This is a genomic window from Leptospira chreensis (assembly GCF_016919165.1).
Classification (GTDB): domain Bacteria; phylum Spirochaetota; class Leptospiria; order Leptospirales; family Leptospiraceae; genus Leptospira_A; species Leptospira_A chreensis.
In genome coordinates, this window is the sequence record NZ_JAFFPS010000031.1 from 64668 (window position 1) to 80808 (window position 16141).

The window sequence follows — 16141 nt, forward strand, 5'->3', positions numbered from 1 at the left end:
ACAAACTGTCAGAATCTTCGTAAAATTCCAGAGAAATTCCTTTTCGAATCTGTTAAATTTTGCAAAATGGAAGAGTGAAGCTACGCCAACTTTGGTTTCTAATCTTAATTTTCATTTGCGGGCTAGGGGGACTGATTTACTACAAAACAGCTCCCTATGATCACTCCCTTTCGGCACTGATTGGGATTTGGGAAGGATTCTACGAAATCAATCCCACCCTGGTCGATTCGAATTTCGTAATCTACAAATCGGGTGGTTATGATGGCCAATTCTTCTATTTTCTCGCAAAAGACTTGTTTGCCTATGGAGATTGGGGCCTAATTGTAGACTCTTACCACTTCCGGTTTCATAGAATCGGACTTTCTCTATTTGCCGGTGTTTTTTCTGCAGTGATTGGATTTTCTCATTATCCCTTAATCACCATCCTCTTTCTTTTTCTCCTATTTTTTCTATCTGTCTTTTGTTTGTATTCACTTCTTCCAGAATCCAAAAAATGGTTTGTTGTCTTTTATCTATTTTCTCCTTTTTCTTTAAATGCCAATCTACTCCTTGTTGCCGATTCTCTTTTTGTCAGTTTCGGAATCATCGCTTTCTATTTCTTTAGAAACAAAAAAACTTTCCTCGCTGTTTTCTTTTTTCTTTTGATGGTAATCACTCGCGAATTGGGAGTTTTATTTCTTGTTCCGATTGTTTTTAAGGCATTACTCGAAAAAAAATGGAAAGATGTATTTCTTTATTCCATTCCCGGCTTCGCATTTTTCTGTTTGGTGGTATATGGACTCATCCATCCTCCGAACCACTTAGGTACCAATCCTCTTGGATTTCGAGATATGACAGACCTTCCATTGTTTGGTTTTTTCAAAAGTTTTAAGGAAGGGGAGTCCTTCCAATTCAAACTCAAAGAAATTCCGAAAATTCTATTCTTTATCTCTTTTCTTGTCCTGTCTGTTGTCAGCGTTCAATCCCTAAAAGAATCCTTTTCTAAGAATGTGGATCTACTCATTCCGATTCTTGGAAGTTTGTTTGTGATCCTCATTGCAGAACAAGGCTATTGGAGGTCTTTTGATAATCTCAGCCGGATGTTCACACTGATTTTACCTTTTTCTTTGTTACTCGAAGGGGCATCCAAAAGACCTTTTTTACGCCTATTTCTCGGCATCTCCATTACCTTGTTTTTCTTTTTAATCATCCGGATCCTTTGGATCACACCCACGAAGGAGTTTTTCTTTAGCCTATGATATCTCTTGCCTATTCCCCTTGTCCCAACGATACTTTCCTCTTTTATCATCTGATCCGTAATGCAAATTACCCAGTGAAAGAAGAACTCTATGATGTAGAAAACCTAAACGAATTCGCATTCCAAGGAAAATTTCCAGTCACAAAACTTTCGTTTGCTGCTTATTTCCAAATCATAGACAAATACATTTTACTCGAAACAGGTTCTGCTTTGGGAAGAGGTTGTGGACCCTTACTCGTTCGAAAAAAAAATACAAACACAGATCTCTCCAATTACAAAAACCTATACATTCCAGGCAAACTTACCACAGCAAACCTCCTTTTGTCCTTATATACCAATGGAAAACAAAATCCCACTCCATTACGATACGATGAAATCATTCCCAAGGTAACCAGTGAAGACGACAGTTTAGGTGTGATCATCCACGAAGAACGGTTCACGTATGAAGCAAGGGGGATGGAAAAGGTAGTGGATCTCGGGGAATGGTGGGAGAGTTCTACGGGTTATCCCATCCCTTTAGGTGCCATTGCTATCCGCCGCGATATCCCAAGAGAGGAAGCGTTAAAGTTCCAATCGAATCTGAGACAAAGCTTAGAAGCTGCCTATTTGGAACCCAAAGAAATGATGGATTACATTCGTGCAAATTCACAAAACAAAGAAGATGCGGTAATCAAATCTCATATAAATTTGTATGTGAATGGATTTACTAAAAATTTAGGGAAGGAAGGGCAGGGTGCCGTAGAATATCTTTTAAAGCGCGCAACCGAGGCAGGTTTTATTCAAAAACCCACCTCGTTACCTTTGTTTTTAGGAGAAAGTTAACAGACAAAGGATATTTCCTTTGTCTCGTTTACAAGCTTCAATGGCTTTAGCCACAAGCATCCCCGGTTTCAATTTACTCGGATCCGCTTTCACTGCATGACCAGACGATAATCCAGAAACTAAAAGGTCACCTGGATAAATCGGCACTTGCGTTGCATCCACATGCAATTTTGTGATTCCAAGTAGTGCTACAAGCACGTATTCCACAGTCTTTTCTTGTTTACCAAAGATCACATGGGCACTTGCCACACAAACACCAATGACGTTTGTAGAGTAGGGGTGTTTGGACCTTCCGAGAACTCCCGGCTCTTCCGTTGCCACAAGAAGATCTCCCGCAGTCACAACATCTTTCCCATCCAGTCGGAAGTAACGAGCAATACACTCTTCACCACCTTCTTTTGTAATGCGAAGATTCCCTTCAAACAAGGACTCTCCGTTCGCATAGATGGCTTTTCCAGAACCAGAAAGTTCCAATTCCGGAATTCCTTTTCCATCCACAATAAGAGCAAAATCAGATTGTGATAGAAAACGACCACCCGGTGCCGTAGTCCCGGCACCTAAAATTCCGGCGGATTGTTTTGAATCTTTTCCTTTCGAAATTCCATACACTCCAATCGAATCTCCGAATCCAGAGACACCAGTTCCCGAAGAAATTCCTGCAATCCCCGATCCTACTTTTGTATTTTTTCCGTAAATGATGGCATCTTTTGCCTGTGGGGGAATGAAACCTTTGGATGATCCCTCGGCTTCTCCCGTGATTTTCAAAAGTCCTGTATGGGAGTTAAAATCATGTTCTTTTTCTGCGTAAGGGTGGGTGTGTGGTTTCGGATCCCTTTTGTCAGACAACCTAGGATCATCAGAAAGCACCACCTTACCAGGAACAGCTTCACCGTGATTTGCCAGTAATACAATTCCGGCATCGGCAAATCCAGCTTTCGCAAGACGTTTGTCGTTTCCTTGGACAACGGCACCAGGTTTTGTTTCACCAGAGTGGGCCAGCTGCACAATTCCATGTAACTCTGTACTCGCCTGTCTCAGACGTTTATCGTTCCCTTGGACAGCAGTATTCGGCTCCTCTCCACCGTTAGGTGCGAGTTGCACAATTCCTTTTGCCGTGTTTGTAGCATCACGAAGTCTTGGGTCATCCCCAGTCACCACTTTATCAAGAGCCACTTCTCCTGCATCCGCCAGTTGCACAAGACCAATGGATTTTTTTGTGGCAACACGGAGACGAGAATCATTTCCTTGCACCACCACACCCGGACGAGTTTCACCGTCTAACGCGAGTTCAACAATACCAGGATGATCGGTTGAAGCACTACGCAAACGTTCATCATCAGATTGTACGACAAGCCCAGGACGGGCTTCTCCGCTTCTTGACAAACGAACCAGACCATGGGTGAGTTCGGTGGCAATTTTTAGGCGTTTATCATTTCCTTGGACGGCAACTCCCGGTTTTTCTTCCCCATCCGATGCCAATTCCACAATCCCACGGTATTCCGTAGTGGCATCCCGAAGGCGTCTGTCATTTGCCTGAACCACAACTCCTTCTTTGACCTCTCCATCCACAGCAAGGCGAATGATCCCGGAACGAAGGACGGAAGCATAGGGGAGGGGTTCTCTTGTCGGACCACCGTAATCTTTTTTATCTGGGCTAGAATATAACTCGAGTTCGATGACTTCTGTAATGTAATCTTTTTTGTTCGGTTGTTTCTCTTGGAAAAAAACCAATTTTAAAAATCGAAGGTTTACCGCAGAAAACCTCCACTTATACCAAGTGCCTGGTTCTGATAAAAAGAAATTCTCTTCATGTAACTGGTGCCAAGTCAGATCATCTTCGCTATAATAGGTAACAAAACGTTCGGGGAAATTAGTTATAGGATCGTTTTTTGTAAGCATTCGCATCTCTTCAATGCGGTTCACAGAACCCATATCCAAAATCAAATATTCCTCTTCTGGTTCTTCTTTCTTTTTGGAAGACCATCCATAGTCAGGTCTTGTATCAAAAAGATTTTCTTTTACATACAACCGGTCAAATTCAGAACTTGCCTGGATGGACTGGATCCCAGTGATGAGAATTTTTAACTGACCAAAACTAATCCGATTTTTTCCGTTACTGGCTTTTCTCGAAATTTTCGAGACAAACTTCACATAACGAGCGCTAGTAAGAGAAAAAAGCCATTTGGCTGATGTTTTAAAAGACTTCCGAAAAGAAGACTCTTGTAAAATGGGTTCCCAGTACTTTCCGTCGTGGGATAATTCAAACCGGAAGGAATCGGGAAAGAAATCCAATCCATCTTTTCCTGGTAAAAGCTCAATCCCATTGAAATACACAACGTCATCAAATTGAAAAATGATGGAGGAAAGGGAAGACTGCTCCTTTTCTTCAAAAAAGGATAAAAATTCTTCATTTTTGACTTCGAAAGTTCCCGAAGTGGAAACTGATTTGATCGGTAGAGAGTAGGGGTGGCTTGTGCGGATTAAATGATCTTTCATTGCGCTTTTTGATTCTGATTCCTTCCAAAAATTACCGTTTTTGTATCCAGTCTATCGAATTTCACTGAGGCGTGATCCTTCTTCTTTCTCTGAAAATACAACGAGAACTGCCGGTTTCACTCGTTCCGTAAAATACATATTCACAATTTGGCGTAAATGTCCTTGGAGAGGTGAGGAAACAACAATCACGTTCCCGTCAGTCTGGACTTCGATTCGCTCCAATTGGTTCCAAGAGGATTGGGTCAATTCTTTGCTTGCCCAATCTAAAAATCCAACCCAAGAAGCCGGGTGAGAAAAGGGTTCTTCCGTGAAAACTTTCTGCCCAGTTTTAATCACTTCCTTTCTTTGCGTGGAGACTAACTCCCTGCAGAGAGATTGGACATAGGATGCGTTCGATTCCATATGTAAAGAGACAGCCTTTCGATATGCTTCCAGCGCAATTTCAGGTCCAAAGAGTTCCACTAAAGTTTCGAACGCTTTTTTCTCTTCCTTTTCTTTAGCCAATTCCAAAGGCGCGGGCACCGCAGGTATATTGTTTGTATTAGATATAGTTATATTAATATGGTTAGGGGTTCCGTCAGCACCCCCCTTACCGACAGGTTTTGAACCCCCTGAGGTCTCCGATTCGGACCCCCTGAGGGTTACGCTCGTATCCCCCAGGGGGGTAATTCTGGAACCCTCATAGTGGAAGGAAAAATGGTACCGGGTCGAGGTTCGTCCATTGCCGGGAACTTGGTAGAGTAGGCCCGCACGTGTGAGTTCCTTTTTTGCTGAGACAATGGATTTTTTGGTTTTGAAACCGGTGAGCCGCATCAATGTTTCTGTATTGGGCCAAACCGGTTTGAAATTATAGTCACTGAATTTCAATAGAACCGGGTAGAGTGTTTTGGCGGCATGGGAAAGGCCAGCCCAAACACCAGAATCTATGATGTCGGTCATCAGTCGGATATAGGGATGCCGCTGGTCGCTCACAAAAGCTCCTCCGCTTTTCTGCAAAAATTAAACCAAATTTAAGCAAATTTTACGAAGGAGTTGACATTATCTGACATAATGTTAATTATGTCTCATCCAACAACATTCCTTCGGGAAACCCCGACCCCCTGGATCACCAGGGGAATTTTTTTATATTTCGGGTTGGGATACTACAAATCCCCCGTCTCTTGGGTTACAAGAAACGCCTGCTCAAACTCAAATCAGTTTTATTATGTCACATTATTGTCGGATTCCGGCAGATGTCAAGTTCGTACAGCATTTTTCCTGAGCTGTACTATAAATTTTTTTCCTAAGTACTTGACTGCTTAGTACTTGTCTAGGTTACGCCGAATCCCCGTATTTTTTGACTAATTCTTTGCGGATGAATTTGTAGATGTCTCCGAGTAAAATTTCGTCGTCCGACAGAATCTGAATTCCCGTCCCTGTTCTACGAATTTTATACCCAGAAAAAAGAGAATTTTTCGCGGAACCCGGTTCCCCTGATTTCACTTGTTTGTTGAAGTCTTTGGCGTCCTTGACAGTCTTTAGAGCCCCTTTGTGGAATAGGGTTAAAAAATCGTCGAGACTTCCTTTTTTTGCGGCCTGGGCTGCTTGGACAAGAAGGTTCTTATTGTAGATTTCGTTCTTTTTGCATTTGTCCAGGTCTTCTTTCGACATCGAGGTGATGGAAAGGACTTCTGTCATATAACTGCGACTTTTCCCAAAAAGGTCACCTAATTCCTGATCGGTGTAGTTATGGGAATTTTTGAGAAAGAGTAGGGCATCCACTTCTTCGTAGGGGGATAGGTTCTCCCTTTGTAAGTTTTCAATGACAGCGAGTTTATAGATTTCTTTATCAGGGCGGTTTAGGATCTTACACTCGATCTCGGCCCAGCCAAGGGATTTGGCGGCATGGTATCTTCTTTCTCCCGCGATGATTTTATAATGCCCTTCCCGTTCCCCTTTGGACACAATGATGGGTTGTAAGAGACCATCGACCTTTAAGGTTTGTGCGAGCTCTTCGATTCCCTTTTTTCTTTCTTGTCTCGGTTGGTGTTCGGAGGGTAGGATTCTGTCCATACGAATGGTTCGAATGGTTCCATCCAAATTTTCCGCTTGGTAGATATCGGCTAGAGTTCCGAGGCGTTTACTTTTTAAGCTCATTTAAAACCTCCTCAATAAAACCTTCATACTCTTGGGACTGGCGAGAAGTTCGGTTGTAATCAAATACCGATTTTTTGGCCAGATGGCTTTCTCCGATGGCCACTCCATCCGAAATCGTATGTTCAAAGATGCGGAAGTATTTGGTCAAAACCGGAAGGATGGTTTTTGTGAGAAGGGTTTGGGGTTTGAGTTGGGTGATGAGAGCCCCTAAAATTTCTAGATCGGGATTGATCCTCTTTTTGATCGAGGAAATTGTCTGTTGTAATCCCATGATCCCGTCCATAGAAAACTTTTCTGCTTGGAGGGGGATGAGGACAAAGTTTGCGGCCACAAGACTATTCACTGTGAAGATGGAAAGGGAAGGAGGGCAATCAATAATGACAAAATCAAATTCCTTTACCGAAGAAAGTGAGTCCCTTAAAATATAAGGGGCCTCCACGGAGTTTACGGAAACTGTTTCCATTTCCGCCAAACGCATGCTAGATGGGGCTACCCACAAATGCTCGTTATACGCCGGCGTTATAATTTCTTTGAGGCTGGCAGAATTTTGGAAGAGATGGGCAAGGTCTTTCTCAACGGTCTCTGGGTTCAGAAAAATTCCTGTAGAATTCGCCTGAGGATCCATATCGATGAGGAGGGTCTTAAGATTCCGACGGGCCAACCCCATGGCAAGATTCAAAGAAGTAGTCGTTTTTCCTTCTCCGCCTTTTTGGTTCGCAACTGCAATGGTGATCATCTATCTCTTTTTCCCTTCCCAAATGGTATGCTTTCCTGCCGAAAATTTGGGATCAATTGTATTTTTAGAATGGAGCAAAAAAAGGATTTTTTGGTCTCTTCTCTCTCCATTGTCGGACATCCGACATACTGAAAATTAGCAAAAACTATCTCCTTTCTTTTGGTCGGACATCCGACATTCAAATAGGTACGTACTTGACAAAGTGATTAAATTTAAACAGTTTCATAGCATGCCTTCTCAAGCCATTTCCCTACTTGCCTCCGAAAAAATAGGCAAGGATTGGATGGATTCTGTCCTTCCTCTTTTGTGGGATGGGTTATGTACAGAGCTTGGTTTTTCTGCCGGAGTGGTTGTTTTGAAAGCAGAAGATGAAGATTCATTTTATGAGTCTGCCAGTTTTGGATACGGAGAAGACGGCTTCTATTATTCATTTTTGAATCGCGGTTCCGAACATTGGGAAGAGTTAATGCGCTCTCAGGAACCTATCTTTTTCTCCGGAACCGAGTTTGAATTGTTCAGCAAAAAAACAAATGCGATGACCATTCGGATCCGATCCGCCCAAAAAGAAATCGGTTTTCTACTCGCCGAAATGGACGATTCTCTATCGCTTCCCGCAGGAATTTTCCTCACCCTCCTTTCTGAAAAAATTGGGAATGAGTGGGGTAAAACCAGGCCCAGTCTCGTGGCCAAAGAAACGGTCTTTGTAGACAATTCACTTTCCTTATCTCGCAGAGAAATTCCCAATTTAGATTTGGCAATCTCGGAATTTACTAAACAAAAAGTCCTTACCATCCTTGGTCCCTCCGGTTCCGGAAAGAAGACTTTGGCCAAATGGATCCACCAGTCCCAGCTGCCCGGAGCCCCCTTTCTCGTTGTAGAATCTTTGCCAGACCATTTTGGGAAATTGGAAAAGGCCCTTGCCGTTTGGGGGAGTGAGTCTCGCCAGGGAAGTTTGGTCCTCGTCGGAATCCATGCTTTGAGTTTAGGCCAGCAGCAAATCCTTTCGGATTGGTGGTCAAAGTCTGGATATTCTGGGTCTCTATTTTTACTCGGGCCTGAGGAAATGAGCCAGGAATTATTACCCGAGTTTGAAAGATTTTTGCGAAAAAATTCGTTGGTACTACCATCCCTCAGGTTCCTTCCGAAAGCAAAATTGCAAACTTTGGTCCAGGCCATATTTGAAGAATTGTGTAATTCCCAGAACCGGTCGGGTTTGAAATTAGGGGCTTTGAGTTTGCAGGAATTGGTATTTAGATCGTATCCGGGAAATTTTACTGATTTGCGAAATGCAATTCTCACCGGGATTTTAACTTGTCGTTCAAACCAGGTGGAACCCGCAGACTTGGAACCCGGAAAATTCAAGATGGATTTAGAGATTCCCGATGCAGAAGATTTAGACTTGCGGCGTGGAACAGAGGCCTTAGAAAGGCAGAAGATTCTTCTGGCTATGCGGATCTTTTCTGGCAACCAAATCCGGATGGCAAAGGCCTTAGGTATTTCGAGGGGATCCCTCCAATATAAAATGAAACAACTTGGTTTAATGTAAAGATGGATGATACTGTATACGAAGAGCGGAAAACCCCTGCTGGCTTTCTCGTCAAAGTCCGACTTTCCAAGCTCACCTACGTCGTTTTTACGGAAACAGGCCCAGAAGTTCCGAAGGGTGCCAGGAATAATTCCATCGTCGTCAATGTGCCCCGGGTTGGGTTTTTCGGAGACGATTTTGATGTCTCCCATTTCCATTTGGGAGAACTTTCCTTTGTCAATGTCAAAGCAAGTAAACTCGTCATCCCCTACCAACATGGATTTTCCAACGAAATCAAAACCATCTATTTAGGCACGGGGAGTCTTAGCGATGTTCTACCCGTTGTCATCTATCATTACAAAAATAAAGAAGAATTGATGGCGGCTTGGGAGAGGGGAGAGCAGGCCCAGTTTTTGGTGGTCGATGAAGAAATCCCCCGCTCGGACATGGTTTCCTTTAAGATCCGATACCCCAGTATGAACATCCTTGTGATCAAAAAAAGGATCAATACTTCGGCAGAATCGCAGTCTCCAAAAACAGACGAATCCAAAGACAAGGGTGTGGTCGATTATGATAAGGTCCGTGCCACTGACGTTGCCAAAAACCAGAACTTAAATACCTATAGCGAAAATCCGGTCTTCTTGGCCAGAATCCACCTCCGAGCTATGGAGCTGGATAAGGTAAAACAACTCCTTCTCGATTTCCATCTCTCGTCCGATGATGTTATGTTCATCCGAACCTTCTTGGATGTGATGATCAAAAACGAATTAAAAAAACCAGAATTGGATGTAGTCAAACCGCAACTCATTGCTATGACAGAAGCCTTTCGGTTGGCAGTTCTCATTTTGGAATATCGTGTGGAAGGTTTCGAAAAGGAATTGGACTCAGGTTTTTCCAAAGAGATCTCTCATATGATTTATGCCTTACTTGCTAAGGAACAAGAGACGGCCCAAGACCTGGAACATGAAATTGTTCTCTGGGAATGGAAACTTCGGGTCCGCTCCCAAATCCTAAAAAAATAGCCAAAATCGACTAAAAAAAGCTTTATTTTTCCCTGATTTCGATGAAAACTGAGGATAATCCTATGATTTTCTCGGAAAAAATAAAAAATCTGGCACAAAAGTTGCAAAAGAGCGCCCTTCTGGTTCTGCTCTCTATGTTTTTTATTTTTCCTATCTCCGGTCTTTTCGCAAACGAAGCCGACCTCCCTGTGATCATTCCAAACGATGAACTTTTAACACCAATTGAGCTTCGCGATGGTTTGGTTCTAGAAGTGGTTGTGACAGCAGAAAAGGAACTTGCCTTTGATGCAATTCCCGCTTCAGAAATACAAACAACAATAGCCTTCGTTTCTTCCGATGCATCGGCGCAAGAGTTAACTCACCTTGGGATTCTCCCAAATGCAGAGACGGTTTCCTTAAATTCGAATGGTTCATTTTCCCAAATGGAAGACAAAGTGATCTTGGAAGAGGCTTCTGTTTTTGAGAATGGCCCAAAGCATTTCTCTGTAAAATCGATTGCCAGCCCAGGACTTTTTGGTTTTCTGGGGATATGTCTCAGCCGAAGCGAGTTGCCTTCCAAAAATTTCTCAATGCTATGCGAAAACTCTCTACCGAAGTCAATGACTCGGAGATCTGCAAACGATTGGAAATTCTTATGGCAACCAGTAAGGACGACCTCCCTTTGGCCGTTGTCAACCAGCTCCTCCAAGATGCTAAGAACTTCGACCCCAAGACCATCCCGGAACCATACACACAGTATGTCCGACATTTCATCTACATGGTCAAACGCAACGGTCGGGTTCCCAGTGACCTTTTGGCAGGAGAAGAGGACAGATCTTCTGCGGACCGCTCGGGCTCTAAGTCCTCTAGAAAGCAATCCAGCAGTAGCTCTAAAACCAAACGTACTACATCCAAATCTGCAAGTTCTGTAAAGAAGGGGAAACCTTCCCCCAAATCTTCTTCTAAAAAGTCCTAAAAGCTCTCTATATTTCCTAGTGGCAACGCTTCCTGTGCTGCACACAGGGCGGAATCCAGAATTCTGTCCTGTAGGGGACATAGCATCAAATTCAACAAAAATGACCATTTTTAAGCATTTATGGAAGCTTAAAGGTTCCTCATTCACTCGAGAACACCAATCAACCCATCTATCGATAAAAACTGCCGAAATTTAGGCATTTATTGAGAAAGCCGATTCTGGGGCTATCTGCCTGCCCACCGCCACCTAGCTTTTGTTTTGTGCCTATCATCTGTTCGCGGGACGGCAGCTAGTGTTCTGTCCTGGGCAACCAATTCTCGGCATGTTGGTCATCCGGCGGACAAGGGGTAGGCATTTGGGTCGGTGCCCAGATTTTGCCAGAAAATACTGGTTTGGACAAAGGCCCGTCTTCTTTTCAAAAGACCGCCACATCCAAAGCAAGGCTCTAAATGAAACTAGGAAAGCCTGAAAGCTGCCGAGAAGCGGGCAGTTTCGATTCTATGCTAAATAGTTCCATTTAGGCAAATTTAGGGGTAATTTCGCCATTTTTGGAGCCATTAGGCAAGGGGAGGCTTTGTTGTTTATAGAAAGCTCCGAATTGGGTAATGGGTCAGATTGTCCTGTAAAAACTCCGGAAAAGGCTACTGAAACGACCAATTTCCGGCATTTGTGCAGGGCAGATCCATTCGGGTAACTAAAACCTGGGCCGATATCGATTCCCTAGGATTCAAGTGGGAATGGTGATAAATCCTATCAATATAGTGACAAAATGTCATGTGTAGCCAAAATGCATCCGTATGTAAAATTGGCAGTAGTTTGAATAGTGGTTGCCACCAGGGTGTTCCGGCCCAACGTTCTTTCTATTATGGCGGAAACGATACGACTTAGGGTGAAATGCCATGCCTGCTCCAATTTGATCGAAGGAACGGCTAAATACGGGTCTGGGCACTTTGTTCCAGAGGGAATTGTCTTTGATTTTGTGGCGGTGGGAAAGGTGGAAGGGGCGCAAGGGCGTCGAGTGAAGGCAGAAGTGACTTGCACCTGCCCCAATTGTGGAGTTAAATGCAAGTATAATGTATAATTGCTTAAATTTAATCTAGTTTATGCTTTTCAATTCTGCAGTTTATGCTCTTTTCTTTTTCGGATCGTTTATCCTTTGGCAAATATTACGCAATTTACTGCTTATTATTAATCCAGGATACAGCTTCTACAACGCACTTAGCCGTTTAATATTGGTCAGTTATTTGCTTATTGTTAGTGCTTTTTTCTATTGTTTTTGGAATCCTTTTTACTTTTTACTACTTGTTTGGGTTGCTTTTGTTGACTTTTCCTTAGCAAGACTCCTTGGAGTCGTGATTTCGGAGAACTGGCGCCGGTTTATTTTAGCAATTTCTCTAATAAATAGTCTCGGAATCTTAGGGTTCTTTAAATATGGACAGTTTGTTGCTGAAAATTGGGCAAATATATTTGGTTTGTATCCTACGAATCCTGATTTCTGGAGCCATTGGCTTTTGCCTGTGGGAATTTCTTTTTACACCTTCCAGTCGATTTCCTATTTGGTGGATGTATACCGGAAAGAATTGGAACCGGAGAGACAGTTTTTGTCCTATCTCCTTTTTTTGTCCTTTTTTCCGCAGCTAGTGGCAGGTCCGATTGTGACCGCAAAGTCCTTTTTGCCCCAAATTCGAAGGCCGCTTCCCTTTTTCAGAACCCCCATCCTCTTTGCTGTTTTTCTCATCCTACTTGGTCTTTTTAAGAAAATGGTGCTCGCCGACCATTTGGCAGAAACTTCGGACTTTGTTTTTATGCGACCAGCAGATGTTTCGACCAAGGCACTATGGATTGGTATGTTTTCCTATTCCCTGCAGATATATTGCGATTTTTCGGGATATACGGACATTGCCCAAGGTTCGGCACTTATGTTTGGGTTTCGGTTACCGGAGAATTTTAAAATGCCCTATCTCTCGGCCGGGTTTTCTGAGTTTTGGACCCGGTGGCATATCTCTCTCTCCCAGTGGTTAAAAAAGTATATTTATATCTCTCTCGGCGGAAACCGAATCGGGGAACTTTTCACTTATAGGAATTTATTTCTCGTAATGGCCATCGGTGGGCTTTGGCATGGAGCTTCTTGGAATTTTGTCATTTGGGGGAGCTGCCACGGAATTTTACTGATTTTGGAAAGATGGTCTTCTGGAAGATCCAAGTTATGGTGCCTTTCTTGGATGCGGCCGATTCGTATTTTGGGAACCTTCCTTCTTGTGAGTTTGCTTTGGATTTTCTTTCGGAGTGTAAATTTTGATAGTTCACTGTGCTACCTACAGGGGCTTTTTGTTAAAAAAGAGGGTTTTTCTCTCCCCTACACAATGGAAATGAACTTTCTTTATTGTTTCTTGATCATACTTCTCGGGCATCTTTTCGGTAGTTTTTATTTTTCTGACAACAAGCGATTGTTAGGTTTGTTTGAAAAATGGCAAAATTCCTTAGGAAAAACTGCTTTTTTTGGAGTTTTGGCTTCCGTTTCTATCGTTCTGATTGTTTTGTTTTCGGCGGATAGCAAACCGTTTGTGTATTTTGTATTTTAGGTAGGTATATGAAACAACGGATATTATTTATATGCCTCTTTCTTATTTCTCTATTTAGCCTAGATTTTTTAGTTTTTAGGAAACTTCAGTTTTTATTACCCAACGAATCTCCTTGGAACACGAACCATTTTTTCAATTTTTTATATGAGTATGAGAGGATTCGTCATCTCCCCAAAACCAAAAAAAGAATCATCATTGTAGGAAGTTCTATTGCTTATTATTCGATTGATGCCGGTAAACTAAAAGAAACCCTCCAGAAGGATTTTGCCCTGGACGTGGATGTTTTTTATTTAGCGTATGCGGGGAATAGTCCACTTTATGTATATTTACTACTGAATTGGTTGGATCCTTTGGAGCCGGATCTTGTAGTTTACCCGATTAATTTTATTGATTATCGTCTTCACCGAACTTATGTTATGTTCCCTGATGGCGGGAACGATTCTGTAGATGAATCTGTTGTGGTAAAGGACGCACTTACCTTTACAGAAGCCCCGCAGTCTTTGTGGGTTTTTCCTTGGGAAACATTGCCTGAGGTCGGCTCTTCCATGGATCTAGAAACTTGGTCAAGATACTTAATTTCCTCTGGGTTTTCTTTTTATCGATATAAAGACATTTATCTGCAAAATCTACAGAATTTAGTCCAACACCGCTTTGGGCGAAATACCAGTTACCATGCCTACGCCGGTGTCCTCATTCCAGAGGGCATCAATGGACTCGGATGGACAGGCCAAAATTTTAGTTTTTTCCCCACAGAGAAAATAAAAAACAAAGGGTTTTGGGTGGAGGTCACCTCTTTTCTTTTGGCAGGGAAACCTTGCCGGATGGAAATTTCGAATGGGACAAGCAACCAGGAAATTTTGCTCACGAAAGAAGGTTGGGTTCATTTACAGTTGGATTCAAAATTCTTCGAAGATAAAAAGTTAGTCACTGTAAAACTTGAGCGAGTATGGTTTGCCAACCAAGCGACGGGAGCTTATTTGGATTACCATTTTGACCCAATGGGCGTGCGACTCGAACAAACCTTTGGATTGGAAGAGGCCCGGTCGGGAATCCAATACGAACGTGACCCAAGAACGGAAGACTTTCGGTATTTGGGCATGAAAGACGATGAGTATCGGAAGTATTTTAATTACCGGTTGCTCGAGGGTTTGGAAAAAAGGCCCGGAATTGGATACCTAGTAGCTTTGAAATTGGCGAAAGAAAGAATTCGAGAGGAATCGTTTCGACCATACTTCCACTTTCGGTATCTCAAAAAGATTACAGATCATTTCCGAGAGCGAAATGTTCGTTTTTTACTCATCAACAATCCGGAGAGTCCCATCTCACTTGACTGGTATGAAGATTCCGAGTGGTATCGGGACCACCTAGCATATTTGGAATCTTTGGCCGGAGGGTCTGTCCATTATTGGGACATCCACCGAGGTTTGCCCATGCAGGGTTTTTCCGACTTCCATCACTTCACATATACCGGAATGGAACAAATGAATCCGATTTATGCCAAAAGAATTGGAAATCTCTTTCCGAAATAGGATGTTTTTCAATCCTTACATTAGATAAGGAATTTTATGGAAAAAATCAAAGTTGGAGTCCTGGGAGCAACAGGATCCGTCGGTCAAAGATTCATTCAACTTTTGGAGAATCACCCTTATTTCACGGTGACTCATTTGGCAGCTTCAGAAAAAAGTGCCGGCCAAACTTATGGTGAGGTAATGAAATCTCGTTGGAAGATTTCATCCGATATCCCTGCTTACGCTAAAGACATTATCATTACGTTACCAAATCCTGAATTGACGAAGGGCGTGCAACTCGTGTTCAGCGGTCTTGATGCTTCCATTGCAGGAGAAGTAGAAACGGCCTATGCAGAAGCGGGTGTGATGGTTCTTTCCAATTCTAAAAATCATAGAATGGATCCGAACGTTCCGATTCTTTCTGCAGAAGTGAACGCACACCATTTGGATGTTTTACAATTCCAAAAGACCAAAGGTAAAATCATTACCAATTCTAATTGTACGATTATGGGTGTTACGATTTCACTGAAACCTCTGATGGATGCTTTTGGACTGAAGTCAGTGATGTTATTTTCTATGCAGGCAATTTCCGGAGCAGGTTACCCTGGTGTTCCGACTATGGACATCCTTGGAAATGTTGTGCCTTATATTGGTGGCGAAGAAGACAAAGCAGAAGAAGAACCACAGAAATGTTTGGGAATAGTGAAAGATGGAATCATCAAATCTGCAGATTTTAAAATTTCGGCTCATTGCAATCGGGTTCCCGTTTTTGACGGACATACCGTTTGTGTCTCTGTTTCCTTCGATAAAAAACCAAAAAAAGAAGAGATTCTTAAGGTTTGGGCCGATTTTCAAGGGGAACCGCAGAAATTGGGATTGCCGTTTGCACCAAATCCGGCTATTCTCTACCGCGAAGAAAATGATAGGCCCCAACCACGTCTCGATTTAGAGACAGGAAGAGGAATGACTACCGTTGTCGGAAGGCTTCGGGAAGATCCAATCCTAGATTGGAAATGGGTAGTACTGTCGCATAACACGATTCGAGGTGCAGCTGGTGCTGCGATTTTGAATGCAGAGTTATTGTATAAAAAAGGATTTTTTAACTAAGGACTCACCCAATAC

At 42.8% G+C, this 16141-nt stretch carries 13 protein-coding genes; 9 read left to right on the forward strand and 4 right to left on the reverse strand.

Features of this window, described 5'->3' with window-relative positions:
* Positions 1-59: 59 nt before the first annotated feature.
* Positions 60-1238 carry an AZOBR_p60025 family cell surface glycopolymer formation protein gene (locus JWG41_RS09740; RefSeq protein WP_205269736.1) on the forward strand — a complete coding sequence of 393 codons (1179 nt, stop codon included), beginning with the start codon at positions 60-62 and terminating at the stop codon, positions 1236-1238.
* A complete protein-coding gene (locus tag JWG41_RS09745; protein WP_205269737.1) occupies positions 1235-2059 on the forward strand; it encodes a 1,4-dihydroxy-6-naphtoate synthase in 825 nt (274 codons plus the stop codon). Before JWG41_RS09740 ends, JWG41_RS09745 begins: the two co-directional genes overlap by 4 nt.
* On the opposite strand, the gene JWG41_RS09750 is transcribed toward JWG41_RS09745, so the two are convergent.
* The 4 genes from JWG41_RS09750 to JWG41_RS09765 form a co-directional block, all read right to left on the reverse strand.
* Entirely contained in the window at positions 2045-4555 is a 2511-nt protein-coding gene (locus JWG41_RS09750; RefSeq protein ID WP_205269738.1) for a discoidin domain-containing protein, read from the reverse strand. The genes JWG41_RS09745 and JWG41_RS09750 overlap by 15 nt on opposite strands.
* A 51-nt stretch (positions 4556-4606) precedes the next feature.
* Entirely contained in the window at positions 4607-5494 is an 888-nt protein-coding gene (locus tag JWG41_RS09755; RefSeq protein ID WP_205269909.1) for a helix-turn-helix domain-containing protein, read from the reverse strand.
* A 375-nt stretch (positions 5495-5869) separates the two neighbouring features.
* Positions 5870-6691 carry a ParB/RepB/Spo0J family partition protein gene (locus JWG41_RS09760; protein ID WP_205269739.1) on the reverse strand — a complete coding sequence of 274 codons (822 nt, stop codon included), beginning with the start codon at positions 6689-6691 and terminating at the stop codon, positions 5870-5872.
* Positions 6675-7427 (reverse strand): ParA family protein, encoded by a 753-nt coding sequence (locus tag JWG41_RS09765; protein WP_205269740.1) that lies wholly within the window; start codon positions 7425-7427, stop codon positions 6675-6677. Before JWG41_RS09765 ends, JWG41_RS09760 begins: the two co-directional genes overlap by 17 nt.
* Before the next feature lie 229 nt (positions 7428-7656).
* Here JWG41_RS09765 and JWG41_RS09770 point away from each other — a divergent pair, with 229 nt between their 5' ends.
* The 7 genes from JWG41_RS09770 to asd all read left to right on the forward strand — a co-directional run bounded on the left by JWG41_RS09770 (position 7657) and on the right by asd (position 16126).
* A complete protein-coding gene (locus JWG41_RS09770; protein WP_205269910.1) occupies positions 7657-8973 on the forward strand; it encodes a helix-turn-helix domain-containing protein in 1317 nt (438 codons plus the stop codon).
* Positions 8974-8975: 2 nt separating this feature from the next.
* Positions 8976-9974 (forward strand): hypothetical protein, encoded by a 999-nt coding sequence (locus JWG41_RS09775; protein WP_205269741.1) that lies wholly within the window; start codon positions 8976-8978, stop codon positions 9972-9974.
* A gap of 529 nt (positions 9975-10503) precedes the next feature.
* Positions 10504-10929 carry a phosphatidylinositol phospholipase gene (locus JWG41_RS09780; protein WP_205269742.1) on the forward strand — a complete coding sequence of 142 codons (426 nt, stop codon included), beginning with the start codon at positions 10504-10506 and terminating at the stop codon, positions 10927-10929.
* A gap of 865 nt (positions 10930-11794) precedes the next feature.
* Positions 11795-12010 carry a hypothetical protein gene (locus JWG41_RS09785; protein ID WP_083901925.1) on the forward strand — a complete coding sequence of 72 codons (216 nt, stop codon included), beginning with the start codon at positions 11795-11797 and terminating at the stop codon, positions 12008-12010.
* Between the two features lie 163 nt (positions 12011-12173).
* Positions 12174-13511, forward strand: a complete 1338-nt coding sequence (locus JWG41_RS09790; protein ID WP_332461290.1) for an MBOAT family O-acyltransferase — start codon at positions 12174-12176, stop codon at positions 13509-13511.
* Between the two features lie 8 nt (positions 13512-13519).
* Positions 13520-15040: a hypothetical protein gene (locus JWG41_RS09795; RefSeq protein WP_205269744.1), complete on the forward strand. Its 1521-nt coding sequence runs from the start codon at positions 13520-13522 to the stop codon at positions 15038-15040.
* Positions 15041-15076: 36 nt separating this feature from the next.
* Positions 15077-16126 (forward strand): aspartate-semialdehyde dehydrogenase, encoded by a 1050-nt coding sequence (asd, locus tag JWG41_RS09800; protein ID WP_205269745.1) that lies wholly within the window; start codon positions 15077-15079, stop codon positions 16124-16126.
* Positions 16127-16141 lie beyond the last annotated feature (15 nt).

Coding starts and splice junctions, on each gene's coding strand:
- JWG41_RS09775 (WP_205269741.1), top strand. CDS start 8,976: ATGGATGATACTGTATACGAAGAGCGGAAAACCCCTGCTGGCTTTCTC.
- JWG41_RS09795 (WP_205269744.1), top strand. CDS start 13,520: ATGAAACAACGGATATTATTTATATGCCTCTTTCTTATTTCTCTATTT.
- JWG41_RS09780 (WP_205269742.1), top strand. CDS start 10,504: ATGTCTCAGCCGAAGCGAGTTGCCTTCCAAAAATTTCTCAATGCTATG.
- JWG41_RS09770 (WP_205269910.1), top strand. CDS start 7,657: ATGCCTTCTCAAGCCATTTCCCTACTTGCCTCCGAAAAAATAGGCAAG.
- JWG41_RS09760 (WP_205269739.1), bottom strand. CDS start 6,691: ATGAGCTTAAAAAGTAAACGCCTCGGAACTCTAGCCGATATCTACCAA.
- asd (WP_205269745.1), top strand. CDS start 15,077: ATGGAAAAAATCAAAGTTGGAGTCCTGGGAGCAACAGGATCCGTCGGT.
- JWG41_RS09755 (WP_205269909.1), bottom strand. CDS start 5,494: ATGACCGACATCATAGATTCTGGTGTTTGGGCTGGCCTTTCCCATGCC.
- JWG41_RS09745 (WP_205269737.1), top strand. CDS start 1,235: ATGATATCTCTTGCCTATTCCCCTTGTCCCAACGATACTTTCCTCTTT.
- JWG41_RS09765 (WP_205269740.1), bottom strand. CDS start 7,427: ATGATCACCATTGCAGTTGCGAACCAAAAAGGCGGAGAAGGAAAAACG.
- JWG41_RS09785 (WP_083901925.1), top strand. CDS start 11,795: ATGGCGGAAACGATACGACTTAGGGTGAAATGCCATGCCTGCTCCAAT.
- JWG41_RS09750 (WP_205269738.1), bottom strand. CDS start 4,555: ATGAAAGATCATTTAATCCGCACAAGCCACCCCTACTCTCTACCGATC.